This window comes from Methylophaga nitratireducenticrescens (genome assembly GCF_000260985.4).
GTDB lineage: Bacteria > Pseudomonadota > Gammaproteobacteria > Nitrosococcales > Methylophagaceae > Methylophaga > Methylophaga nitratireducenticrescens.
In genome coordinates this window covers 2,804,523-2,829,094 of record NC_017857.3, presented here as the reverse complement: position 1 = coordinate 2,829,094, position 24,572 = coordinate 2,804,523, and the positions used below count along the sequence as shown (strand labels likewise).

At 45.5% G+C, this 24,572-nt stretch carries 27 protein-coding genes; 16 read left to right on the top strand and 11 right to left on the bottom strand.

The genetic code is table 11. From position 1 onward, the window contains the following. Window positions 1-3: 3 nt before the first annotated feature. Genes Q7A_RS13455 through Q7A_RS13435 form a run of 5 tightly spaced genes read right to left on the bottom strand, consistent with a single transcriptional unit; the run spans window position 4 to window position 4,135 of the window. Entirely contained in the window at window positions 4-393 is a 390-nt protein-coding gene (locus Q7A_RS13455; protein ID WP_014708167.1) for a CBS domain-containing protein, read from the bottom strand. 18 nt (window positions 394-411) lie between these two features. After that, the gene (locus Q7A_RS13450; protein WP_014708166.1) at window positions 412-762 is read right to left on the bottom strand and encodes a P-II family nitrogen regulator; all 351 of its coding nucleotides are present in this window, start codon (window positions 760-762) and stop codon (window positions 412-414) included. After that, window positions 759-2,249 carry a DUF1538 domain-containing protein gene (locus tag Q7A_RS13445; RefSeq protein WP_014708165.1) on the bottom strand — a complete coding sequence of 497 codons (1,491 nt, stop codon included), beginning with the start codon at window positions 2,247-2,249 and terminating at the stop codon, window positions 759-761. Before Q7A_RS13445 ends, Q7A_RS13450 begins: the two co-directional genes overlap by 4 nt. Before the next feature lie 49 nt (window positions 2,250-2,298). Then, the gene (locus Q7A_RS13440; RefSeq protein ID WP_014708164.1) at window positions 2,299-3,372 is read right to left on the bottom strand and encodes a GGDEF domain-containing protein; all 1,074 of its coding nucleotides are present in this window, start codon (window positions 3,370-3,372) and stop codon (window positions 2,299-2,301) included. A 37-nt stretch (window positions 3,373-3,409) separates the two neighbouring features. Next, entirely contained in the window at window positions 3,410-4,135 is a 726-nt protein-coding gene (locus Q7A_RS13435; RefSeq protein ID WP_014708163.1) for a ComF family protein, read from the bottom strand. Window positions 4,136-4,168: 33 nt separating this feature from the next. Between Q7A_RS13435 and bioB the strand changes: the two genes are divergently transcribed. The 5 genes from bioB (at window position 4,169) to bioD (ending at window position 8,760) form a co-directional block, all read left to right on the top strand. Further along, on the top strand, window positions 4,169-5,182 hold the full coding sequence (gene bioB / locus Q7A_RS13430; RefSeq protein ID WP_014708162.1) for a biotin synthase BioB: 1,014 nt from the start codon (window positions 4,169-4,171) through the stop codon (window positions 5,180-5,182). A 109-nt stretch (window positions 5,183-5,291) separates the two neighbouring features. Continuing rightward, a complete protein-coding gene (gene bioF / locus Q7A_RS13425; protein WP_014708161.1) occupies window positions 5,292-6,464 on the top strand; it encodes an 8-amino-7-oxononanoate synthase in 1,173 nt (390 codons plus the stop codon). Continuing rightward, window positions 6,454-7,212: a pimeloyl-ACP methyl ester esterase BioH gene (gene bioH / locus Q7A_RS13420; protein WP_014708160.1), complete on the top strand. Its 759-nt coding sequence runs from the start codon at window positions 6,454-6,456 to the stop codon at window positions 7,210-7,212. The genes bioF and bioH overlap by 11 nt, the downstream gene beginning before the upstream one ends. Further along, window positions 7,205-8,104, top strand: coding sequence for a malonyl-ACP O-methyltransferase BioC (bioC, locus tag Q7A_RS13415; RefSeq protein ID WP_014708159.1), 900 nt, complete (start codon window positions 7,205-7,207; stop codon window positions 8,102-8,104). The genes bioH and bioC overlap by 8 nt, the downstream gene beginning before the upstream one ends. Further along, window positions 8,104-8,760 (top strand): dethiobiotin synthase, encoded by a 657-nt coding sequence (gene bioD / locus Q7A_RS13410; RefSeq protein WP_014708158.1) that lies wholly within the window; start codon window positions 8,104-8,106, stop codon window positions 8,758-8,760. The genes bioC and bioD overlap by 1 nt, the downstream gene beginning before the upstream one ends. 3 nt (window positions 8,761-8,763) lie before the next feature. On the opposite strand, the gene Q7A_RS13405 is transcribed toward bioD, so the two are convergent. The 3 genes from Q7A_RS13405 to Q7A_RS13395 all read right to left on the bottom strand — a co-directional run bounded on the left by Q7A_RS13405 (window position 8,764) and on the right by Q7A_RS13395 (window position 11,654). Further along, window positions 8,764-9,423, bottom strand: a complete 660-nt coding sequence (locus Q7A_RS13405; protein ID WP_041354722.1) for a glutathione S-transferase — start codon at window positions 9,421-9,423, stop codon at window positions 8,764-8,766. Between the two features lie 86 nt (window positions 9,424-9,509). Further along, complete coding sequence (locus Q7A_RS13400) at window positions 9,510-10,109, bottom strand: PilZ domain-containing protein (protein ID WP_041355334.1); 600 nt, start codon at window positions 10,107-10,109, stop codon at window positions 9,510-9,512. Window positions 10,110-10,244: 135 nt separating this feature from the next. Beyond that, window positions 10,245-11,654, bottom strand: a complete 1,410-nt coding sequence (locus Q7A_RS13395; protein WP_014708155.1) for a PhoH family protein — start codon at window positions 11,652-11,654, stop codon at window positions 10,245-10,247. Between the two features lie 609 nt (window positions 11,655-12,263). On the opposite strand from Q7A_RS13395, the gene Q7A_RS13390 reads away from it, so the two are divergent. Beyond that, window positions 12,264-13,151 (top strand): mechanosensitive ion channel domain-containing protein, encoded by an 888-nt coding sequence (locus tag Q7A_RS13390; RefSeq protein ID WP_014708154.1) that lies wholly within the window; start codon window positions 12,264-12,266, stop codon window positions 13,149-13,151. A 34-nt stretch (window positions 13,152-13,185) separates the two neighbouring features. On the opposite strand, the gene Q7A_RS13385 is transcribed toward Q7A_RS13390, so the two are convergent. Then, window positions 13,186-13,443, bottom strand: coding sequence for a hypothetical protein (locus Q7A_RS13385; protein ID WP_014708153.1), 258 nt, complete (start codon window positions 13,441-13,443; stop codon window positions 13,186-13,188). Between the two features lie 211 nt (window positions 13,444-13,654). On the opposite strand from Q7A_RS13385, the gene Q7A_RS13380 reads away from it, so the two are divergent. Then, window positions 13,655-14,608 carry an arsenic resistance protein gene (locus Q7A_RS13380; protein ID WP_014708152.1) on the top strand — a complete coding sequence of 318 codons (954 nt, stop codon included), beginning with the start codon at window positions 13,655-13,657 and terminating at the stop codon, window positions 14,606-14,608. A 14-nt stretch (window positions 14,609-14,622) separates the two neighbouring features. Then, a complete protein-coding gene (locus Q7A_RS13375) occupies window positions 14,623-15,222 on the top strand; it encodes an exopolysaccharide biosynthesis protein (protein ID WP_014708151.1) in 600 nt (199 codons plus the stop codon). Between the two features lie 80 nt (window positions 15,223-15,302). Here the strand turns inward: Q7A_RS13375 and Q7A_RS13370 are convergent, their stop codons facing one another. Beyond that, window positions 15,303-16,367 carry a Vgb family protein gene (locus tag Q7A_RS13370; RefSeq protein WP_104935012.1) on the bottom strand — a complete coding sequence of 355 codons (1,065 nt, stop codon included), beginning with the start codon at window positions 16,365-16,367 and terminating at the stop codon, window positions 15,303-15,305. A gap of 107 nt (window positions 16,368-16,474) precedes the next feature. On the opposite strand from Q7A_RS13370, the gene Q7A_RS13365 reads away from it, so the two are divergent. From Q7A_RS13365 to Q7A_RS13350, 5 genes are all read left to right on the top strand, one after another. Beyond that, window positions 16,475-17,197 (top strand): ZIP family metal transporter, encoded by a 723-nt coding sequence (locus Q7A_RS13365; protein WP_014708149.1) that lies wholly within the window; start codon window positions 16,475-16,477, stop codon window positions 17,195-17,197. A 441-nt stretch (window positions 17,198-17,638) separates the two neighbouring features. Next, window positions 17,639-18,775: an ergothioneine biosynthesis protein EgtB gene (gene egtB, locus Q7A_RS13360; RefSeq protein WP_014708148.1), complete on the top strand. Its 1,137-nt coding sequence runs from the start codon at window positions 17,639-17,641 to the stop codon at window positions 18,773-18,775. 39 nt (window positions 18,776-18,814) lie between these two features. Continuing rightward, on the top strand, window positions 18,815-18,949 hold the full coding sequence (locus tag Q7A_RS15655; RefSeq protein WP_014708147.1) for a hypothetical protein: 135 nt from the start codon (window positions 18,815-18,817) through the stop codon (window positions 18,947-18,949). Continuing rightward, window positions 18,949-19,962 (top strand): L-histidine N(alpha)-methyltransferase, encoded by a 1,014-nt coding sequence (gene egtD, locus Q7A_RS13355; RefSeq protein ID WP_014708146.1) that lies wholly within the window; start codon window positions 18,949-18,951, stop codon window positions 19,960-19,962. Before Q7A_RS15655 ends, egtD begins: the two co-directional genes overlap by 1 nt. An 88-nt stretch (window positions 19,963-20,050) precedes the next feature. Next, window positions 20,051-20,926, top strand: coding sequence for an ADP-polyphosphate phosphotransferase (locus Q7A_RS13350; RefSeq protein ID WP_202971537.1), 876 nt, complete (start codon window positions 20,051-20,053; stop codon window positions 20,924-20,926). A gap of 23 nt (window positions 20,927-20,949) precedes the next feature. Here the strand turns inward: Q7A_RS13350 and Q7A_RS13345 are convergent, their stop codons facing one another. Next, entirely contained in the window at window positions 20,950-21,420 is a 471-nt protein-coding gene (locus Q7A_RS13345) for an Lrp/AsnC family transcriptional regulator (protein ID WP_014708144.1), read from the bottom strand. A gap of 332 nt (window positions 21,421-21,752) precedes the next feature. On the opposite strand from Q7A_RS13345, the gene leuA reads away from it, so the two are divergent. The 3 genes from leuA to Q7A_RS13330 all read left to right on the top strand — a co-directional run bounded on the left by leuA (window position 21,753) and on the right by Q7A_RS13330 (window position 24,533). After that, entirely contained in the window at window positions 21,753-23,429 is a 1,677-nt protein-coding gene (gene leuA / locus Q7A_RS13340) for a 2-isopropylmalate synthase (RefSeq protein ID WP_014708143.1), read from the top strand. Between the two features lie 224 nt (window positions 23,430-23,653). Beyond that, entirely contained in the window at window positions 23,654-23,920 is a 267-nt protein-coding gene (locus Q7A_RS13335; protein ID WP_014708141.1) for a hypothetical protein, read from the top strand. Window positions 23,921-24,062: 142 nt separating this feature from the next. Then, entirely contained in the window at window positions 24,063-24,533 is a 471-nt protein-coding gene (locus Q7A_RS13330) for an LEA type 2 family protein (RefSeq protein WP_014708140.1), read from the top strand. The last annotated feature ends 39 nt before the right edge of the window (window positions 24,534-24,572 follow it).

The following is a 24,572-nucleotide window of genomic DNA, read 5'->3' as shown; positions in this document are numbered from 1 at the left end:
GCTTTATTCAATTTCGCTTAACAATTGTTCCATGATGTCGTTCATCGCTACCATACCAACCAAATCATTGTTATGAACCACCAGAAGCCGTTTCACCCGATGCGTTGTCATCAACTTGGCGACATGTTGAATCGCTAATTCTTCCCCAACGGCTATAACGGGTTTGGCGCAGATGTCATAGACATTCAGCAAATCAATATCGCCTTCTTCAGCAATAACCGTTTTCAAAATATCTGAGTAGGTAATCAACCCATAGGCATCATGTTGATTCTGCTTATCCACGACCAAGGATTTGATTTTATGGCGTTTCATCAGGTTCAACGCTTCACGCATTTTGGCAAAGGGTGAAATGGTGACTACATCGGTAATCATGACATCTTTAACTAATCGCATTGGCGGCATCCTTGAGGGTTAGAAAGAATCTCGTAAATGTTGCTGGAATTGTTCAACCTGAGAGGTATCGATACCCGCTAGATGATCCAGTGGCAGAGTAAATACCAGACCTTTGGACTCCTGATTATCCGGCATCAGAATTTTTTGAATGGCTTTGAGCACCTGTAATGACAAGCCTTTTTCCAATACCATCAGCAACACACTTTGACTGCCATCGTAACTCAGACCAAAAAAGGTTTTTTTGACGTTATTACTGATTCCCCGGGCTGACATGACGGTTATGCCACCGGCACCGAGATCTTTGGCGGTATCAATCGCAGCCTGTTCATTTTCTTCGGGAACAATGGCAACAAGAACAGAAAATTTCATCGGTTTACCTTTTGCAAAGTCGTCATGAAATGCATCGCAATAGCATAGAGCATGACCGTTATGATTGGAAAGATTGAGGCAAAGGCAATTAAGCCAAAGCCATCCATCAGAATGTTGCGGCCTTCAATATGGGTTGCAAGGCCAATACCCAGTGCCGTCACCAAGGGCACGGTGACTTCTGAGGTTGTCACACCACCTAAGTCATATGCCAGTGGCACAATATATTTGGGGGCGATTAAGGTGAGTACGATAACGATTAAATACCCGCCGATAATGTAGTGATGAATTGAGTCGCCGGAGATAATACGATGTACACCGATAGTGATGCCTACTGCCACACCCACTGCCACCAGCAGCCGGATGACGTTACCATTTATCCTTCCCGAAGCAGCTTCTTCTGCTTGTTGACCGATAGCAATCAAGGCGGGTTCCGCCATGGTTGTCGCAAAACCAATGGCAAAAGCAAACAGATAGACATAGACAATATGCTGATTTTTTATCAGTTGTTCAGCCATGCTGCTGCCGATGGGGAATAACCCCATTTTTAAACCGACAACAAACGCATACAACCCGAATAAGACCATGGCAAAACCCAAAATCACTTTGCGTGGGTTCGTTAACGGTCGTTTTAACACTAGGTACTGGAAAAACAGGATAGTGATAATGATAGGGAGTACATCTCCCATCATCCCCAACAAATCCATCAGCATGGTCATCGGGCCCGAGATTGCTTCTTGTTGCGCAGTGTCAATACTAAGGTCAGCTTCCGGAGCAGTTTCACTACCCCTAAACACGACAATCCCATACAGCTGCACTGTTATCATCGGTACCATCACGGCCATGGCTACAATGCCAAAGCCATCAATAAGTGGGTTACGGCCACGAATGGATGAGGCTAAACCAATGCCTAAGGCTGCTATCAATGGGACAGTCACGATATTGGTTGTCACGCCGCCTGAATCATAAGCCAGGCCGACGATTTCAGCCGGTGTGAAAAATGTGATGACCACGACAATTAGGTAACCAATAATCATGAACCAGTGTAGCGGGTAACCAAACAGGATTCGAAATACCCCGAGGGCAACCACAAAGCCAACAGAAACGGCCACCAAAAAGCGCAGGATCAATGCATCTATTCGTCCTTCACTGATCTCTTGAGCTTGTTCGGCTACGGCAATTAACGCCGGTTCGGCAATCACCGCCGAAAAGCCTAATGCAAAACCAAACGCGAGCAGAATCGACAATGAACCACGTCGGGTAAATTGATTGGAAAGACTTTTGCCAACCGGAAAAATACTGAGTTCGAGGCCGCGCAGAAATAAGGCAACACCGATAGCGACTGTAAATAGTCCAAGACTAATCGACAAAGTGTCCTGAGGGATATTTTGCAAAACAAAGGCTTGAAAAATAACTACAACGACGACGATAGGCAGCAGGTTTTTCAATGCATGCAAAAAAGCAGCTGAAAAAGCTTTCAGTTGATTCACCGAGCCCTCATTTAACGATGCTCACAAGATCCATATAAGGCTTCAAAGTTCAGACTTCAGCACTGATCTTTACTTGATTACGGCCAGATAGTTTTGCACCGTACACAGCCTGGTCAGCCGATTGTAACAATCGTTTGACCGTCATTTTACTGCCCGGCCCAACAGTTGACACCCCCACCGACAAGGTAACCTGCAATGTCTTGCCTGTTGATGAAGTGAAATGGGTTTCAGCAACCGTTTTTCGCATGCGTTCAGCAATATCTGCCGCCACCGAAGAGGTCGCATCGGCCAATAAAACCACAAATTCTTCCCCCCCATAACGTGCTAGTACATCCCCTTGGCGTAAACTGTCATTGAGCAGTTGGGCTACCTGTTTGAGGACCTGATCGCCTGTTTGATGGCCATGATTGTCATTGATACGTTTAAAATAGTCCAGATCGACAAATAAACAGGACAAAGGGGTGGTATTTCGATTAGCCCGGCTGAATTCTTCCATGATGCGTTGATCAAAAAAACGCCGATTGTTGATTCCAGTAAGCGGGTCCCGTAAACCTACCAGCTTGACTTCTTCATGTAGCCGGGCATTTTCAATACATGCTGATACTACTGCAGCCAGATGCTGCAGGAACTGTGTACCGATATTGGATTGAAATCTGTTGGGATTACGGCTACCTAGGTTGAGACTGCCAATTAATTGATTCTGCCGAATTAACGGTAATAGCGCGACAGAACCTAGCTCATTGTAAGCAGGGAACAGTTGTTGATGTTGATGAGGTGAAAAACTGGTCAGTCTGGGAATGCGGCGTAAACTGAAAAACTGTTCCAGGCGCTTTACCGATTCAGTAAATAATAAATGTTTGTGCCATTGTTCAGTTTCCGTGAGTGATTCCAGTAACCGCTGAAATTCGTATTCCGGATCATGCAGCATCAACGTCACGGCCGTCAGTTGAAAACGATGTTTATGTTCTTCCAGGATCAGTTTCAGTAACGGCTCTAAACCGCTGCTGTTGAGCAAGCTTAATTCATATTGCTGAAAGTTGAGCTGTTTTCGCTCATTACTTTTGGCAATACGAATCAGATCATCCAATCGATCTTGAAGCGTCGTCACGTCTTTTTGAGGCATGCAACAGCCTTGAGCACTGAAATAAGTGTGATGGGGTCTAATAATGGCGTATTGCACGAGCAATTGTCCATACTTCTACAGTCTCGACGCCATTTTGCTGTAAGCAGCGACAGGCTTCGGCTACTGTATGCCCCGTGGTATATACATCATCAATCAATGCAACCTGTTTGTAGGGCAATTTTTTACAGAGTGTAAATGCCCGTTTTACATTGCGTTTGCGTTCTTTTCCGCTCATACCGATTTGAGGAACGGTATTTCGCTGGCGGATAAGACTGGTTTTATCTACCTTAAGATTGAGTTGACGGGCAAGTATATCTGCCAACTGAGCGGACTGATTGTATCCGCGCCTGCGCAAACGACTTGGATGTAATGGAACAGGAATCAGTACCTCGGGTAACGCATTATCTTGTTGCTGAAGTTTTTCCGCCATTAGCCTGGCAAAGAGTTGGGTAAATACCAATTGCTGATGAAATTTAAAAGCGGCAATACAATGATTGATAGGAGTTTCATAACGAAATAAGGCCAAACTGGCGTGTTGTGGCGGTGGTTGTATCAGACACTGGCCGCAAATTCCGTTTTCATTAAGTGGCAAAGCACACCGCTGACAACATTGTTCAAGCCAGGGCAAGTCCTCAATACACGCTTTGCAAAGAGCTTCCTGCTGACTAAACTCCCCACAGAGGAAGCAGGGAATCGGCAACAGTTTGCTGTATAATTCTGCCAAACGATGCGTCACTACGGCACTAAAGTTTCTGGCCATCATGTTATTAATCCATTAAATCTGATGAAGAAGCCCATGACTGAAAATATAGCAGAAAAGACCGCGCCGCTTCGCCATGACTGGCAGCAGGCGGAAATTGAAGCCTTGTTTGATTTGCCATTTGCGGATCTGATGTACAAAGCTCAAACTATTCACCGGCAGAATTTTGATGCCAATGCGGTGCAAATCAGTACGCTGTTAAGCATCAAAACCGGTGGTTGTGCCGAGGATTGTGGTTACTGTCCACAAAGTGCGCATCACGAATCTGCAGTAAAAGCTGAACCGATATTGCCTCTGGATAAAGTTCTGGAATCCGCTGCACAGGCAAAATCCACCGGCGCCAGTCGTTTTTGTATGGGCGCTGCCTGGCGTAACCTCAAAGACCGTGATGTGGATCGGGTTGTGGCGATGATTGAAGGCGTTAAGGACATGGGGCTGGAAACCTGTGTCACGCTGGGCATGCTGGAAAATCATCAGGCCAAACGTCTGAAAGAAGCCGGTCTGGATTATTACAACCATAACCTCGATACCTCGCCGGAATTTTACGGGGAAATTATTTCCACCCGCACGTATCAGGATCGTCTTGATACTTTAAGCTATGTTCGTGAAGCGGGAATTAATGTCTGTAGTGGCGGGATTGTTGGTATGGGCGAAAGCCGTAAGGACCGGGCCGGTTTGTTAATCAGTCTGGCTAATCTGCCAAGTCATCCTGAGAGTGTACCTATCAATTTACTGGTGCAAGTCGAGGGTACACCCCTTGATGGCATTAACAATCTGGATCCATTTGAATTTGTTCGTACCATTGCGGTTGCACGCATCATGATGCCGCAATCGTTCGTCAGGCTCTCTGCCGGCCGGGAAAATATGACCGATGAATTACAGGCAATGAGCTTCCTGGCCGGTGCCAACTCGATTTTCTATGGTGAAAAACTGCTGACAACAGACAATCCGGATACTGATCACGATCAGCATCTTTTCAATCGTCTGGGTATTACACCGTTACAAGTCGGACAGCAGCAATCGGAAGATAAACACTGTTCAGCGGCCTGAACGTTGAATTAAAGATAATGCTCTGTGTGATGCTATCGCACAGAGCATTTCTGTTCATGAAGTCTGTCGGTTGCATCACTCAAGATAACTGATTTCTCGAGGCGCTTTAGTGTCACAACTTCCCTGGCATTCACAACTCCAACAAACATTAACCGAGCGTAAAGCCGCCGGCTTGTATCGTCGTACGCGGTTGCGTGATGGTGAACAGGGTGTTGAGGTAGTGTTGGATGGTCGTAAAATGCTGTCTTTCAGCAGCAATGATTACCTGGGATTTGCCGCACATCCAGCATTAAAAAAGGCCTTTATCGAGTCGCTGGATCAGGAAGGCGTCGGCAGTGGCGCAGCGCATTTACTAACTGGTCACAGCCGTTATCATCATCAGCTTGAAGAGGCCCTGGCAGAATTTACCGGCCAACAGCGCGTTCTATTGTTTTCCACCGGCTATATGGCCAATATCGGTGTAATTGATGGGCTATTGGGTAAAACTGATGTGGTGGTACAGGATAAATTGAATCACGCCTCATTACTGGATGGCGGCCGCCTCAGCGAAGCGCAGCAATTACGTTATCCTCATGCCGCTATGGCTTTACTGCATCAACGACTGCACACTGCCGCCAACTCCCGAAACAAGCTGATTGTCAGTGATGGTGTGTTCAGCATGGACGGGGATATTGCACCCTTACCTGAAATCATGGACTTGGCTGAACAGCACAAAGCTGGCGTATTGATAGATGATGCCCACGGTCTTGGGGTGCTTGGCCAAAATGGCGGCGGTGTTATTGAGCATTTTGGCCTAACCCAGCAAAAGCCGATATTAGTTGGCACCTTTGGCAAAGCGTTTGGCACGGCAGGGGCTTTTGTTGCTGCTGACGAGGTGGTGATTGAAACTCTGGTGCAACAGGCTCGCAGTTTTATCTACACCACCGCCCAGCCGCCGGCAATTGCAGCAGCAACGCTGGCAAGTTTAAAACTGGTGCAACAGGAAACCTGGCGGCGAGATAAATTACAGCAACTGATCAAACAATTTCGTGATGGGGCGGATCAACTGGGATTACCGCTAATGCCATCGCAAACGGCGATTCAACCGCTGTTGATTGGTGATGATAAAAAAGCCTTTAAATTGGGACAGGATCTGGAGCAGCATGGCATTCTGGTCGGCATTATTCGGCCACCGACTGTGCCGAAAAATACCGCAAGATTACGTATTACGCTTTCTGCAGCTCATGATGCCGAACATATAGATAAATTGCTTGGTGCTCTGGAGGCCAGTTATGGACATTAAACAAATGGGCCATGGACCAGATTTGGTTTTACTGCATGGCTGGAGCATGCATAGTGGTGTCTGGCAGCCGCTGGCTGAATTACTGGCAGAACAATTCACCTTACACCTTGTTGATCTACCCGGACATGGTACTTCTGAATGGCATTCCGAGGCACTGCAGATCGACAATATCCTCGATGAATTAGAGCGCAATGTTCCAGAAACGGCTTTTTGGCTGGGCTGGTCATTGGGCGGCCAATTAAGTCTGGCATTTGCCGCACGGTTTCCCCAGCGGGTCAGCAAACTTATCCTGATGGCGGCAAATCCGAAATTTGTGACGGCGGATGATTGGTCAGAGGCGATGGATGAAGCCGTGTTTTCGGTATTTTCTGGTCAGCTTGATCAAAATCAGCGGGAAACCCTGAAACGCTTTGTGATGTTACAGGCCCGTGGGGCGGAAGGCAGTCGGGAAACTATCCAGCTACTGGCCGAACAGACTGCGGATAATGTGGCACATCCCGAGGCCTTAAAGGCCGGGCTGGAATTACTGGAAAGCCTTGATTTACGTCTGGCGCTCAGTCAATTGAGCCAACCGGTACAGTGCATTCTTGGGGAGCGTGATCAACTGGTCCCCATTTCACTGGCTGAACGTTTGTCAGATTTAAATTCCAATATCGTAATTGAGCGTATTGCCGGTGCAGGTCATGCGCCTTTTATCTCGCAACCACAACTTTGTGCGAACCAGATATACGGATTTCTGCATGACTGACCAGGCATCAGGGCCAGAAAAAATGCGTGTAGCACGCAGCTTTGGTAAAGCCGCTGTCAGTTATGATGATGTGGCGATTTTGCAGCGCGATACCGCAGATGAAATGCTGGATCGTCTGGAGCTGGTCAAAATCAATCCACAGCATATTCTGGACTTGGGAACCGGCACAGGACGCAATCTGCATTTGCTGCAGCAGCGTTATCCGGCTGCCCGGCAACTGGCAGTTGATATTGCTCCGGCGATGCTTAATCAGGCAAAACAGCGCTACCGTACAGATCAAGGTTTACGTCGCTGGTTACCGGGGCAAAAATCACCTTTATTTATTGCCGGTGATGCCGAGCAGTTACCCTTGGCCGATAATAGCGTGGATTTAGTGTATGCCAACCTTGCTTTGCAGTGGTGTGATCTGACAACAGCATTCGCAGAAATACAGCGCATATTGCGCCCCGGTGGTTTACTGATGTTCAGTACGCTGGGACCGGATACCTTACACGAGCTTCGTCAAAGTTGGGCGGCAGTAGATAATTATCCGCATATCAATGTGTTTCTGGATATGCATGATGTGGCGGAAGCCATGTTTGCCGCTGGGCTTGCTGATCCGGTTTTGGATGGTGATCGGCATACATTGCAATATCCGGATCTGGTCAGCATGATGCGCGATCTGCAGCAATTGGGAGCGCGCAATGTCAATCAGGGACGGCGCCGTGGTTTAACGGGTAAAAACACCTTGAAAAAAGTAACCCAGGCCAGTGAACAATTCCGGATCAATGGCCAACTTCCAGCCACTTATGAAGTGATTTACGGACATGCCTGGGCGGGGGAGAACTCTCTACCGATGACTAATGATGGCTGTGTGGCAGTCAGTCTCGACCAGTTGAGAAGCAAGCTCTGATGACTCAGCATATATTTGTTACCGGCACCGATACCGAAGTCGGCAAAACCCGTATCAGTGTCGGACTCATCAAAGTATTGCAACAGCAGGGCCTAAGAGTTGCGGCAATGAAACCGGTGGCCAGCGGCTGTGAGTGGCAGGATGGGCAATTACAAAATGAGGATGCATTGGCCTTAAGCCAGCAGGCAGATATCAAATTACCTTATTCGCAGGTCAATCCTTATGCCTTTGAACCGGCGATTGCGCCACATCTGGCAGCGGAACAGGTAGGCGAAACCATTTCACTGACTGTTATTGAAAGCCACTTTGCTGCGATGCAGTTACAGGCAGATACCGTCGTGGTCGAAGGGGCTGGTGGTTGGCTGGTGCCATTAAATGATCAGCAAACCATTGCCGATTTAGCGAAAGCATTGAATTTAACCGTAGTACTGGTGGTGGCGATAAAGCTGGGCTGCATTAACCATGCTCTGCTAACGGTTCAGGGGATTACCGACTCCGGTCTGACTCTGGTGGGGTGGGTAGCTAATGATTTTCTTGATGATTCACAGTCAACTGCGATTATCCAAAGTCTGAAGCAACGTATTGCGGCGCCCTGTCTGGGTATTGTGCCCAGGCTGGCTGAAGATGAAGATGCCAGCGCATATCTGACTTTATAACGATTATTGTTGCTGTGTTATAGGGAAAACAGTGATTTCATCTCCTGCCTGCCATTGCGGATATTTATGCATCACTTGTTTGAAGAGGTCGGACTGGAGAAAGCCATTCAGCCAATTCTGCAGTTTTGGATAATCTGCATTGCTAAACCACTCCCAGTCCACCAGAGCAAATTGTCTGATAAAAGGCAACAGTGCAAAATCTACTAAAGTAAGAGAATCAGTCATTAAGCCGGTTTGCTGGTGGAGACGATTTTCCAGTTTGGCTAAAAACTGTTCGCCCTGTTCGCGGTAGTAACGCTCGCTATGTTCTGGAAAACGATCGGCGTATTTGTAGCGATCCAGCATCTGTTTGAAACTGACATCATTTTCTTCAATTAAAATTAACGCTTCCTTGCGTTGCTGTTCATCCAAAGATTGCCATATTGCATGATGTGAAGCAGCCCAAAGCATAATGTCGAGACTTTCTTCTATGACATTATTATTGCTGTCCAATAGCACCGGAACCGTGGCTTTTGGTGAGATTTCCAGCAATTCAGCCGGTTTGTCTTTTAATACGACTTCGCGTATTTCTACTTCACAACCGGCAATGGCAATGGCCAGACGAGCACGCATTGCGTAAGGGCAACGGCGAAAACTATAAAGAATTGGACGTTTAACTGACATATCACGCTCTTGCTTAATTGGGCTGCCTGGTTGGCAGGAATCAGGCAGGCGGTGTGTTGGACAAGATATTTGCGTGAACAGTAACGCTAAGCCTGTTTACTGTTCCGCAGTTCTTCTGCCTGACGGTTTAAAGTATGTTTCACCAGAATATTGCGATCGGTTTCACTCATATGGGTAAAGGCTACTCGCAGATAGAAACTTTTCCCTTCAGTACTTTCAATCAGTTGATCACAGCCAATGACTTTGGCAATTGCCCGGATATGCAACCCGCCAGGTAATAGTTGCATTCTGATTTCCAGTGGTGAACGGGCTTGAAATACGGTATCGGTCATCAGAGCAAGTCCGCCTGCACTGAGATTCACTTCATTGGCCGTTTCCGGATTGAGCGGTGTGTGTAATAACTGGACATTCTGAGCCAGCAGATTCACCTTATCATCAAGCATACGCAGGGCTCGCGCAATATCTCTGTCAGTGTGGCCGATTTGATCGGTCAGGTGATTAAAGCTTTTCTGGATGGTCGACATCTGTTGTGCCAGTTGTCCGGCTTCAGGTGTGGCATCAATAATGGCTTGACCAATATTTTCAGCCTCGGTCTCTGTTAACGGATTGAGGGACATGATCAGGCGATCATTGATGCGGAAAAAAGCGCGGCGATCAGCGCCTGTAGCGGTTGTTTCGTTCATCATTTGCTTTCCTGTCAGCCCATGATCCATCAAGTGAATCCATTTCGTTTTCGAGTTAAATGGTTAATCAGTTTAAAACATGAACGGCACAGAGAGAATAATTTCTCTGTGCCGTTCATGTCACTTTTGTTAAACAGATTACAAGTTTTCTGAAGCAAAGTCAGCCAGACGTGAACGTTCACCTCTCAACAGAGTGATATGCCCGCTATGTGGCCAGTTTTTAAAATGATCAACCACATAAGTCAGGCCGGAAGTGGTTTCACTCAGGTATGGCGTATCGATCTGCGAAATATTACCAAGGCAGACAATCTTGGTGCCTGGACCGGCACGGGTAATCAGGGTTTTCATTTGTTTGGAGGTCAGATTTTGCGCTTCATCAATAATAATAAAACGATTAAGAAAGGTACGACCGCGCATAAAGTTTAACGAGCGGATTTTAATCCAGCGTTGTAGCAGATCGTTGGTCGCCTGACGGCCCCAGTCTCCACCATCAGTTTTGTTGAGCACCTCCAGGTTATCCATTAATGCGCCCATCCATGGTGTCATTTTTTCTTCTTCAGTACCGGGCAGAAAGCCGATATCCTCACCCACCGGCACAGTGACCCGGGTCATGATGATTTCACCATAACGTTTGTGTTCAATACATTGGGTTAACGCAGCGGCCAGCGTCAGAAGGGTTTTACCGGTACCGGCCTGACCCAGCAGGGTGACAAAATCAATTTCCGGATCCATTAATAAGTTCAGGGCAAAATTCTGTTCGCGGTTGCGAGCGGTAATGCCCCAGACGGAATGGTTTTCTCGGCGATAATCATGAATTAATTCGATATCGGCGGTGGTTTCATTGTTATTGCGCACCACAGCTTCAATCGCCTGTTCCTCGCCGGGTGAATAAATCAGCTGGTTGGGGTACCAGTCTTTGACGACTTCGCCTTCCACCTGATAGAAAGTACGGCCATCTGCAGTCCATGATTCGAGACGGTTCAGGTCTTCCCAGAAATCGGCTTTGAGTTCGCTGGAGCCGCGATATAACAGATCCACATCGTCCAGCACTTTATCGTTGTAATAATCCTCGGCGCAGATACCTAAGACGGTGGCTTTGATACGCAGATTAATATCTTTGGAAACCAGAATAACGTTGGTATCGACCTGTGCCTGCTGCAGATTGATAGCAACAGCGAGAATGGCATTATCAGCGAGCTGGCCGGGTAACTCTTTGGGTAACTCGCCGGCCATTTGTCGGGTCTGGAAAAATAAACGACCACTGGCCTGAGGCACATCACTATTGGTTACACTGGGTAATGGAATGCCCAGATTTATGGCATCGTTATCCGCGGCCTGTTCCAGTAAATCATCCAGAAAACGACTGACCTGGCGGACATTGCGAGATACCTCGGAGAGACCCTTTTTACCTCTGTCGAGCTCTTCGAGCACCACCATTGGCAGAAAAATGTCATGTTCATCAAAACGGAAGAGAGCAGTGGGGTCGTGCATCAACACATTGGTATCAAGAACAAATAGACGTTTTGCTGCGTCGGGTCGTTTAATCATTCGGAAGAGATCCTCTTGTTATAGTGACGTACCTGCATTTGATTATGATCGAAGAATACGCATCTGCAAAGAGGCTCCAGAGTGTTTTCTACGGTGAAACCAAATAGGTTATTGAAACCACTGTAAATAATGCTTTGCAATAGATGAATTGCGAGTGATTTTGCTATAAGTGATTAAGCTTAAGTAAGGGATGAACAATTTGTCTGGCGACAATACTTGTCGACCACATGTAAACCCATTATCGTGATGGATAGGGCTTGTTTATCTTTCATCTCAGCCTCTGTTGTGAGCTGAAAAAGCGTCAATCAAGGCACGAGGAGCCCCTTCGGGGTGAGATACATCCATGTATCTCACCCCGAAGGGGCTTGCGCTCAAAAACGTTTATCTCCATGGATGGAGTGTATGCAAAAGCAATGTCCGGAACATTGCTTGTCCTGACGTTTTTGTAGTTATTCTAAATAAGTGACGAGCAACGCAGAGTGACGCTTTTTCAGTCACAACCCGAAGGGCTGGGGCTATGAAAGATCAACAAGCCCTAATTTTTATCGTTAATTTTGAGTACAGCATCAACGTTGTAACGCATCCCGCCATCTGAAACAGGCTATTTGAATGAACGAAAAACTTGGAATTTCACAGGAAACCTTTGCGTTTTTTCTGCCCATCATCAGCTTATTTGGCAGCACTTTTATCTTGCTGGTGGTGGTTCTGGTACTGAATTCGTTAGCTTCACGATTTATTCGCCGGACAGTTAATTCATCTGAATTACGCCGCAAATGGCTGGTGCAGACCCGCAATGGCATTATTCTCATCTTCATTCTGGGATTGATCTTAATCTGGGGAGAAGAACTCAGAACCCTGGCGTTATCCGTTGTAGCGATTGCTGTGGCCTTTGTGGTGGCGACCAAAGAATTGATCCTTTGTGTGACGGGATCACTACTGAAAACAGGTGCCGGCTCTTTTGATATCGGTGATAGGATTCAAATCAAAGATTTTCGTGGTGATGTTATCGATCAAACCTTGCTGGCAACGACCATACTGGAAGTTGGCCCCGGTAAATTGACCCATCAACGCACCGGACGTATGGCGGTAATACCGAATGCTTTATTTGTCTCAGAACCCGTTATCAATGAAAGCTATACCCGACAATACGTTTTGCATGTATTCACGGTGCCTTTTAAACGTACGGATAAGTGGCAGGCTGCGCAGCAAGCTTTATTGGTTGCCGCTTCCAAGCATTGTCAGCCATACCTGGAAAATGCTCGCCTCTATATGCAGAGACTCAGTGATGAAAGGGGACTGGATGCAAGTTCAGTGGATCCCCGCGTCACCATTCAAGTGCCTACCGCGGCTGAGATTCATCTGGTGGTACGTTTTCCGGTGAGAGCGTCGCAACGCAGTTATATCGAACAGTTGATTCTTTCAGAGGTATTTACGGAAGATTATTCCGGTAAAGGTAAAAGCACTGACGAAGAGGAAGAAGAGAAAGAGGAAAATTAATTTTCCTCCAGTGTGCAGCTAATAGCTGCCAAACCTACTCTTCATATTTTGGTTTATCCGTGTTGTCTTCTTCGTCGTTTCTTCTCTCGTCATCGACAGGATCATCGGTGATAGCTGACCCCGCCCCGGATTGATCGCCGGTTTGAGATTCTTCAATAGTGACGGATTCTTTACCGTTTTCACTGTCGATGATGACTTGTTTTCCTTCACCATCATCCTCAGCAAATGCCATGGTCATAAAACCTGACGAAAGTACGATGGCAATAATGATTTTGTTAAAAAGGTTTTGCATAACGTTGATCCTTGTTCGATGGAAAAGATCTTATTTGCGAGGGCTTGTTGATCTTTCATAGCCGCCTTGTATGACGAAAAAATAGCCTCCAGCAGTGGTGGCTCTGAAAGATCAACAAGCCCTAGCTTGATATTCTATTATCACTATTAATAAATGATAATGCTTCAGGATACGTTAACTTCAGTTAATCAACTTTGGGAAAATCTCAGCTTTGACTCGTCTACAGTTAGAAAAAAATCAGCTGTTCATTTATCTGGTAGCGATATCCCTGGGTTTAATATCAGGTGTGCTGTATCCCAATATTGGTAGCTATTTGGAAGCTGCTGTCTGGCCATTATTAGGGCTGCTGTTATTTTCCACCTTTACCCAGGTATCGTTAACGCATTTGCGAGAGACTTCCTTTAGCCCCCGGTTTTTGCTAGCAGCCATAGTGGGTAATTTTGTGTTCATACCAATTGTTGTGGCGGGTTTGTTAATGCTGGCTCCAGATGATCCAGCCATACGCATCGGCATATTACTGGTGTTATTAGTGCCCTGTACCGACTGGTTTATTACCTTTACTGAGCTTGCTGGCGGCGATACCCAGCAGGCTATCACTTTCGCGCCGATTAGCCTGTTGTTGCAAGTTATATTATTACCATTTTATCTGTATGTTTTTCTGGGCAATGAATTCACTGTCAGTCTGGCGCACAGTGGAATGCTATGGGCTTTTATCGGCTTAATTGTCGTGCCATTGATATTGGCCTGGGCAACACAGAAATTCGCTGAACAGCATCCCTCAGGCAAAAAGTTCATAAATTATCTGGCATGGTTCCCGGTAATCGTCCTGGCATTGGTTATGTTTATTATCGCCAGCTCACAAGTGGCTATTGTCCTGGATTCGTTAGCGCTGCTGCCCAGTTTGTCGCTGGTGTTTATATTATTTCTGCTGATTGTCGCGTTGATGGCCAAAGTTTTATCGAGGTTATTACATCTGTCATCTGCACAGGGTAGAGTGTTGGCATTCAGTTTTGGAACCCGCAATTCATTTGTCATGCTGCCATTGGCATTGGCTTTACCAGCTAATTACGAGCTAGCAGTGGTGGTGATTGTGTTTCAGTCACTGGTCGAGTTGATTGGCATGATGGTGTTTTTATGGTGGGTACCGAAGCAGCTTTTTCCTTAGACAGGTAAATATCAATGGCTAAGCATCAACAACTAACCAATCTTGAGCAATTGTTTGATTGCATTGGGAAAGCTGCTGAGCAAAAGCGCAATGAAAAGGTCTCGATTGACAGCATTATGGAAATGATTGGTCGCCGTTCATTTGGACCGTTATTGCTGTTGGCAGGTCTTATTATATTGGCACCGGTAATAGGGGATATTCCGGGTGTTCCCACGATTATGGGAGTGTTTATTTTATTAGTTGCTGTTCAGTTACTTATTGGTCAGGAACACTTCTGGTTGCCCAAGTGGTTATTACAACGCGCTGTGCCCAGTGAAAAATTACTTAAGGCGGTTGAGTGGTTACGTAAACCTGCACACTTTATCGATAAACTGATTCGCCCAAGATTACTGATCTTCGTCAATGGAACAGCCAAATATGTCATTGCCATTGTCTGTATTTTCATTGCACTGACGTTACCGTTTATGGAAGTGGTACCTTTCAGTGCCAATGCAGGAGGTCTTGCAATAGTGGCATTTGGTCTGGCGTTAATTGCCAGAGATGGTCTGTTATCATTATTTTCCTTTGTTCTGACGGGACTCACGGCCTGGATGATTATTGCCAATCTGTTTTAATTCAGCAATGAAAAAGCTGGCTTGCAATATTTCAATCGATCACGCTGAGAGGAAAACACAATGCAAGCCAGTACTTGCTTTTAGTCCGGGACTATTGCACGGCCAATCGTGTTTGCATCAGTGCCAAACCAAAGTGCATTGGTGTCTTTATCAAACACCATGTTTCTTACTGACTGTCCACCAGAGGGGACTTCATCAATTGCGATAAATTTTTCGGTTTTGCTATCAAAACCGATAAAACGATTTGGCTGAAACCCCGTTTCGACATACCAGATACGATCCTGACTATCGACCGCCATGGCATATAACCCGGCGGCTTCACCACCTGGCGTCTTCCATTGCTGCATGGATTTATCCTGCGGATTATAAACACCGAGATATCCCATATCTGCATCTACCCACCAGACTCGGTTATCCGATGTCAGTCCGATCCTGCGGATAATGCTTTCTTCGTGTGGAGTAGGGATGATTTTCAATTGCATTGAATCTGGATCAATTTTGCCAATCGCGTTGCTACCCATAAAGGCAATCCAGGGACGATCCTGATTATCAACAATCAGTCCATAAGGCCGCATGTAGTTACCTGGTACCTCAATGATTTGCACTTCACCCGTATCAGTGGCCAATTTTCCAATAAAACCGGCTTTGCCCGAACGCTGTACGGTGAACCAGATATTTCCATCAGATGTCCAGGCCATTGTATGAGGATCATTGACACCCTCGGGCATCTCAAAACGAGTCACCTTGCCAGTTTCAGGATCAAGGCGGCCAATATGTTTGTCCTTATTGCCAGCATACCAGGGATACCCCTTGTCATCGACAATGACGGTGTGTGGGCCGGCTTGTGGAATATCATAACGTTGCATATCGCCTGACTGGGGATCCAGCCTCGCAATATAGTCTCCTATCTGACCTACAAACCAGACCTGACCATCTGGACTGATATAGGGATCACGAGTCCGACTGTTTTGCCATTCGACCTTCCATTCTGTGAAATCCAGAGAGACCATTTTGTCAGGACTCATCATGTTTTCACCTTTCGATTCGTCGGCTTTAGCGTGGCTAATGAACAGCATGCAGCTGAAAACAATTAGGCAACTGGTCTGAATAAAATGTGTAGCAGAGAACGGTTTAAGGCTTGTCATATTTGCCCTCCATGATTGCTTTTGGGAAGCTGTAAGATGTTGACTATAGAGAAACCCAAAAGTGCTGATTAACTAAAATAAACAAGCCCTAGAAGGAAGATAAAAAAATGGATAGTGAATCCGTATTGAAGATTATTTTACTGACAACCGCTGCAGGAATTTGTATTCCGATAGGTGGCTGGGTTGCCTCATTTGAGCAGGTGCATTCTCAGTGGCTGGAAAGAGAATTAAGACATTTCATCATTGCTTTTGGTGGTGGGATTTTATTGGGCGCGGTAACGATAGTGCTGGTCCCGGAAGGTATCAATAATATGCATGACTCGCTCTGGAGTATTCCGGTTATTTTGTCAGGTGGCCTGGTTTTTTTCGGTGTGGAACGGTTAATGGGAAGTCATAATAACGAATCGCCTCAACTTATGGGCATGATATTGGACTACATTCCTGAGGCTATCGCGCTCGGCGGTTTGATGGCGTTAAATCCTGCATCCGGACCTTTGCTGGCATTATTGATCGGGTTACAAAATCTACCTGAAGGGTTTAATGCCTACCGGGAACTAAAACAGCACAACAAACACGATAATGTGTTGCTCAAAATGACAGCATTAGTTGTACTTGGTCCAATTGCTGGCTTGGTAGGATATTGGTTTTTAGCAGATCATCAATCGTTGCTGGGGGCCATCATGTTGTTTGCCTCAGGTGGGATCTTATATCTCATTTTTCAGGATATTGCCCCACAATCCAAATTGGAAAAGCACTGGGCTCCACCGTTAGGAGCAGTATTGGGTTTTTGCCTGGCCTTATTTGGTCATTTACTGATGGCAACTTACTGAGTGATTCATCTAGTCCTCAGGAGTATTAGAAACTATCAAAGTGAATATTTGATTGAACTTTAACCTATGTAATATCAGCCTTAAGATTAGCTTGCTACCTTAAACTCCGTAGTGCCGTTAACACGCTTTTCAACCTTGGCACTACGGTGCTTTTCTACATGTTAATACATGGTTTAGCTTTTTCAGTCATTTCACCTTGGCAGAATGAAGGCGTCACAATGGAAACCCTTGGTTAGTCGACCTAACCATCACACAAATCATGGCAGCAAGTTTAAGAGGCTATATCGCCGGACGATTCCGTTAATACTGCTAAATGAACAAGGTTTTCGCCGATGTAAGCCGCAGGTGTTTGCTATTGAGCATTAAGGCTCTTAAGTTAACCAGCTTATCGCGACTTTAAAAGGTCAGGTGATTGATAAAACCCACTATGGAGTTGAATCAATGACAAGAAAAAATAAAGCAATAGACCCAACAATAATTGGGCAAGCAAACGAAGAACCCAAACCTTCTTTGCAAGAAGCATTTATGGAAGTCCGCCGACAAACTGAACAGATTTGTGCCAATCTAGAAATTGAAGATATGGTCTTACAGCCAGCTACTTATGTTAGTCCTCCAAAATGGCATTTGGCCCATACTTCCTGGTTTTTTGACTGTTTTGTTTTAGCACCACTACAGCTAGCGCAAACCAGCAAATCACCTCAATATCATTTTTTATTCAACTCGTATTACAAAAGTCAGGGTGCCCATTGGCAGCAGTCCAGTCGTGGTCAGCTTTCTCGCCCGACAGTGAAAGAAATCATGCTTTATCGACAGCAGATTACCGAGGCGATTGTTGAGCTTTTTGAATCGAACGCTCTGTCTGAACAACAACTTGAAATAATAGCCACCGGAATACAACACGAACAACAGCATCAGGAATTGTTGTTAATGGATATCAAATTTATTCTGGGCAATCAGCCTTGGCCGGCTGCCTATGAAGAGAGTGCTGAGGGCGAAGATATCTTGTTGCCCGCCAGAGCTCTTGGATGGTTGGAATGGACAGAAAATATCTCTCTGTTTGGTGCACGTTTGGATGCGTTTTCCTATGACAATGAACGACCCCGTCACCGGCGCTGGATAAGTGGTTTTCAACTGGCTGACAGGTTGATTAACAATGGCGAATATATGGATTTTATGACCGATGGTGGCTATCGGCGTCCAGAGCTATGGTTAAGTGATGGCTGGGATTGGGTGCAGCAGAATCAAATGACCCATCCGCTTTACTGGCGTAAACAAAACCATCACTGGGAAGAGTATCACCTTCACGGACTGGAGCCTTTAAACCCGCATTTACCGGTGAGTCATATCAGCTTTTATGAGGCCGATGCCTATGCACGATGGATGGGTGCGCGACTGCCAACCGAGTTTGAACTGGAGTCATATTCTTCCCGAAACAGGGAGTTGTTTGAGTCAGAAAAAGCCTTCTGGGATCCTGAACAATCAGTTTATCCGTCGCCTGACAGAGCATGTGATGAGTTTGATACTGGGCTGCTCTGGCAATGGACCAATAGTGCCTATTCTCCCTATCCTGGGTACTAAACGACCAATACGGCACTCGGCGAATATAACGGTAAGTTCATGGCGAACCAGTATGTTTTGAAAGGTGGCTGTGTGGCAACACCTAAACATCATATGCGTGCCAGTTATCGAAATTTTTACCGGCCATATGATCGCTGGGCTTTTACCGGTATTCGATTGGCAAAGGATTTGTAATGACCTACCTGGTTCTGGATTCAATTCGAAATCAAACGCAGGATGCCCTCAAAGAGCAATTTGCCTTTGATGTGTTAATGGGCTTCTCAGCGCCGTCAAAATATCTGCCCAGTAAATATTTTTATGATGCCAAAGGCAGTAAGTTATTTGAACAGATAACCGGGTTGGAGGAATATTATCCGACTCGCTGCGAATTTGAAATTCTCAGTAAAGTTGGATCTGAACTGGCTGAATTTATCCAGGATAAGCCATTTGAAATTGTCGAGTTGGGCGCAGGGGATGGATGTAAGACCAAAGTTTTGCTTAGCAAACTATTAGAATCCACCGATGCGTTTTCCTACATACCCATCGATATTTCGGAATCGGCGATGGCGGATCTGATCGTTTCTTTAAAGCAATCCCATCCAACGCTGACCACACACGGTATTGTCGGTGATTATTTTGCCAGTATCCGCCATCTAGAAAACACATCTGACAATCGCAAGCTGGTGTTGTTGCTGGGCTCCAATATCGGCAACTTTGACTTTCCAAGTGCCAAACGGTTTTTGCACAGTATCTGGAAGTGTTTGAATCATAACGATTTATTATTAATTGGTTTTGATCTGAAAAAAGATATTGATGTATTAACCCGAGCTTATAACGACAAAAAAGGTGTTACCCGCGCTTTTAACTTGAATGTATTAACCCGCATTAATAATGAGCTGGACGGTGAGTTTGATTTAAACCGATTTTCACATCATGGTATGTATAATCCGCGGCATGGCGCGATGGAGAGTTATTTAGTCTCGCTGGAGCAACAGGAGGTGCATATCGGGGCACTGGAAAAAACCTTTGAATTTAATCCCTATGAAGCCATCCATCTGGAGCTTTCACATAAATACCTGCTATCTGATATGCAAAAAATGGCTAATGAAACCGGCTTTAATGTGTTGAAAAACTGGCAAGATTCGCAAGGTTATTTTGCTGATGGGCTTTGGCAGGTTAATAAGGATTTCCCAGAATCAGCATATTAGCTTCTGTTGTCCTTTAGTGTTTTCAGGCGTTTAATAAGTGTAATTAACGAAAATAACAATAACGCCAAAGCAAACCTTAAAGGCAATAATGATGAAGCTGAATATAAGTGATTTTCGGGCACTGCCAGACAGCAAGATTACTCTGAAGAAATGGCCTACTCTGATTGATCCTTTATATACCTCAAAAAAACACTACCAAAAAATACTGAAACAAAATGTTGAGGCACTAAGTGAGTTGCAGCATAAGCTGTATGCCGATAATCATTATTCAATACTGCTGATTTTCCAGGGCATGGATGCCGCGGGAAAGGATGGGGCTATACGACATGTAATGTCGGGTATTAATCCACAGGGGTTTCAGGTGTTCAGCTTTAAACAGCCCAGTGCAAGCGAATTGGAACATGACTTTCTCTGGCGAACGGCACGTTGCCTGCCGGAACGGGGACGGATCGGTATTTTTAATCGCTCCTATTATGAAGAGGTGCTGATTGTTAAAGTGCATCCGGAGTTTCTGGTGTCACAGCGCTTACCCGATAAATTGCCATCCAATAAAAGCTTCTGGCAGAACCGTTATCGTTCGATTGTGGAGCATGAAGCACATTTGCATCGTAGTGGCACCCGGATTATCAAGTTTTTTTTACATCAATCCAAAGATGAACAGGCCAGACGGTTTATGAAGAGAATTGATGACCCCGATAAAAACTGGAAACTCACTACCGCAGATATTGAACAACGTGAATTCTGGGATGACTATACCAAAGCGTACGAAGAGTGCATCAATGCTTCAACAACTAAAGATGCTCCGTGGTACATCATCCCTGCTGACGATAAAAAGAATGCCCGGTTAATTATTTCGGAAATCTTTTTAAACACATTGAGTGCGTTGCCATTGGCCTATCCTCAGGCAACTGATGCCCATCGACTTGAATTACAGACTATTCGTGAGCATTTAGAAAAATCCTGACGATAAATCACCTGAACGAGGCATTAATCTAATGGTAAAGCCGTCGATTTGATCGGGGATTTCATCACAAATGACGTATGCACACCGGTCACACCTTCAATCCGTGTCAGTTTCTGCAAGAGAAACTGCTGATAGGCGTCCATGTCCTTGACGATCACCTTGAGCAAGTAATCTGCTGATTGACCGGTAATCAAGTGACATTCCAGCACCTCAGGGTAACTGGCGAGCTTTTTCTCCAAGCCACTGAACCGTTCTGGAGTATGTTTATCCATACTGATGCCGATAAAGGCCATCAGCGTCAGCCCCAGTTTACGTGCATTTAATAACGCCACATAACCATCGATCAAACCGTTTTCTTCCATCTGTTTGACACGTCGCAGCGTTGGGGAGGGCGATAGGTTAATCGCTTCGGCCAGTTCCTGATTGGAAATGCGTCCCTGTTTTTGCAGAATATCGAGAATCATATGATCATATCGATCCAGTTTTTCAGTCATGATTTACTCCAATAAATTACATTAAAAGCATTTTATGCTTAAAAATATACTTTATAAGCAATTATATATGTATTGTCGATGTTTTAATGAAACTTTAGCAATTTAATTCTGCCGCTGTCTCTTTATACTATTCCACATGCCTGAACCGGTAGTGTTATGAGCCACAAGCTTTGTTTAACGCAGTTCTCTCAAGTTCATCACAAGTGAATGGCGGAAACTGAAAAAGATTGGTTACCCTCCAATCCTTGTTAAATAAACCTGCCGGAAGCGTCCCTAAAAAAACTACGCTCTCAGGCTCTCTATTTTGCTTATCCAGACTCAGGAGTCAGAAGATGATTGCCAATCCCGCTCAAAAATATCGTCGCTTTGAGCCAATCCAATTGCCGGATCGGCAATGGCCGAATCAGGTGATTGAAAAGCCACCTATCTGGATGAGCACCGATCTGCGTGATGGCAATCAGGCATTGATTGATCCGATGTCGATCGAGACCAAAATGCGTTATTTCAAGGCCCTGGTGGAAATGGGGTTTAAGGAAATTGAAGTGGGATTTCCGTCTGCCTCGGAAACGGACTTTAATCTGGTACGTCGTTTGATCGAAGAGAATGTAATTCCCGAGGATGTCACCATTGAAGTATTAACCCAGGCCCGCCAGGATTTGATTGAACGAACTGTTGAGTCACTTAACGGGGCTCGTCGGGCCATTTTGCATATGTATAATCCGATTGCTCCGGCGTTTCGCAAAATCGTCTACAACACCGATAAAGCCGGCGTGAAAGAGATTGCCGAACGCGGTACGCGCTGGGTCAAGGCGTTCACTGAACAGCATCCGGAAACCGAATGGGTTTACCAGTATTCACCTGAAGTGTTTTCCAGCACGGAGGTGGATTTTGCCAAAGAAGTTTGTGATGCCGTGTCAGCCATCTGGCAGCCAACGCCAGAGAAAAAGATGATATTCAATTTGCCGGCAACTGTTGAAATGTCGACACCCAACACCTATGCCGACCAGATTGAATGGATGCATCGCAATTTAAACAATCGAGACAGCATTATTCTGAGCGTGCACCCACATAATGATCGCGGTACGGCTGTTGCAGCCGCGGAAATGGCAGTGATGGCAGGTGCTGATCGGGTGGAAGGCTGTTTGTTTGGTAATGGTGAACGTACCGGCAATGTCGATTTAGTGACCCTGGCGTTGAATTTATATTCTCAAGGTATTCATCCCGGGTTGGATTTCAGCCAGATTGATCAGATCCGCCAATTGGCAGAAGAATGCACACAGTTACCGGTACATCCGCGTCATCCCTATGCCGGTGAATTGGTGTTTACCGCGTTTTCGGGATCCCATCAGGATGCCATTAAAAAAGGTTTGGCCAAACAGGATCCTGAGGGTTTCTGGGAAGTACCGTATTTGCCGATTGATCCGGCAGATTTGCATCGCAGTTACGATGCGGTGGTCAGGGTGAATAGCCAATCCGGTAAGGGCGGGGTGAGCTTTTTGTTGCAGCAGCATGCCGGGTTTGAGTTACCGCGTCGCTTGCAGATTGAATTCAGTAAAATTGTGCAACAGCAAAGTGACCGTAGCGGCAAGGAAATTAATGCTGCAACGATAGCGCAATTATTTGATGAAGCTTATCTCGCTGTAAATACGCCTTACCGTTTCAGAAGCAGTAGTGTAGTGGATGATTCGCAAGAGATTGCCAGCACTGAGGTTCAATTGGATCACGGGACAACATCCTTTACGCTTCAGGCCAAAGGTACCGGACCAGTCGATGCGGTGGCCAAGGGCTTATCTGCACATATTCAGCAGGATATTTCTGTCGTTGATTACCATGAACACGGCATTGGAAGCGGTTCAGAAGCCATAGCGGTGAGTTATGTTGAAATGAAAGTGGGTAATGCTCAACCGGTATTTGGTGTCGGACAGGATAAAAATATCAGCCGGGCCGCCGTCAAAGCGCTAATCAATGGGGTAAACCGCTTTCTCTCTATTCAGCGTGAAGCGGCTTAACATGTTGAAAAAAAGAAAAAATCTGAAAAGCATAGATAAGGAAGTTTTTCATTTTATGAATGGGAATCATGCCTAAACTTAAAGTTAACTTTTTGATTTAAAAGAGTTATATTATTCTCCCGGTGATTTGATGTGGCTGGAGATATTCGATAGGGTAGGGCAACACTAAATGGTTAACAGCCATTTTATTCAAGCTGTTTTTAACATCAAAGAAGGAGGTCACCATGGTAAAACAATGTTTTTACACAGTAGCCCTAACAATGTTGTTTGCGATTTCTCCGGTGTTTTCTGCCACAGGGGCTGAGCAATATTCATCAAAATCAGAGGGTAACCATCCGGCTCATCAGATGGGCGAATCTGCTGAACGCATTAACAAAAAATCTAAAGAGAATTATCAGGAAAATCGTTTAAAAGCAGAGAAGTCAGGTAATGCAATGCATCCCGCTCATGAAATGGATGAAGTCGAGCCAATTCAAAAACGCGGGCAATAAAAGCTCATTCGTTTCACTTTATTAATTGCGGTAGTTCTGTGGAATAAGCAGCTGAGCTTTATTCCATGTTCTGCCGCTTTTTCTTTGAACCCATTCCAACCGTATGGTTTAAACTAAACCTACAACATTTGGCTGGAATAACATGCGCTTTTTACTATTTTGTCTGATTATTGCAATGGTCTCTGTGTCAGGATGTGCCAGTTGGTCGACTGACTATGAAACACCACAAGTGAATATCACCTCATTTTCACTTGCCCCTGAAACCAAAGGAATCACACCACGATTTATTATTGGTTTACAGGTCATCAACCCTAATCGCACGGCATTGGCCTTACAAGGCATGAGTTATTCCATCGAGGTTGAAAACCATCGAATATTAAGCGGTGCCACAGCCGATTTACCACGAGTGCCGGGATATGGCATGGCGGATTTCACCATTGAAGCCAGCCCTGATTTACTGGGCAGTGTTCGATTAATCAATCGTCTGCTAACCAACCAAACCCAGAGTCTCAATTACACCTTTAAGGCAAAACTGGATGTGGGAAGGCTGTTACCTTATTTGAACATAGAAGAGAATGGCCGTTTCAGTTTGATGAAGCCTGCAAAAAAATAGAATTTAACCGTAGCAATATCACCATTGCGCATCCGCAAG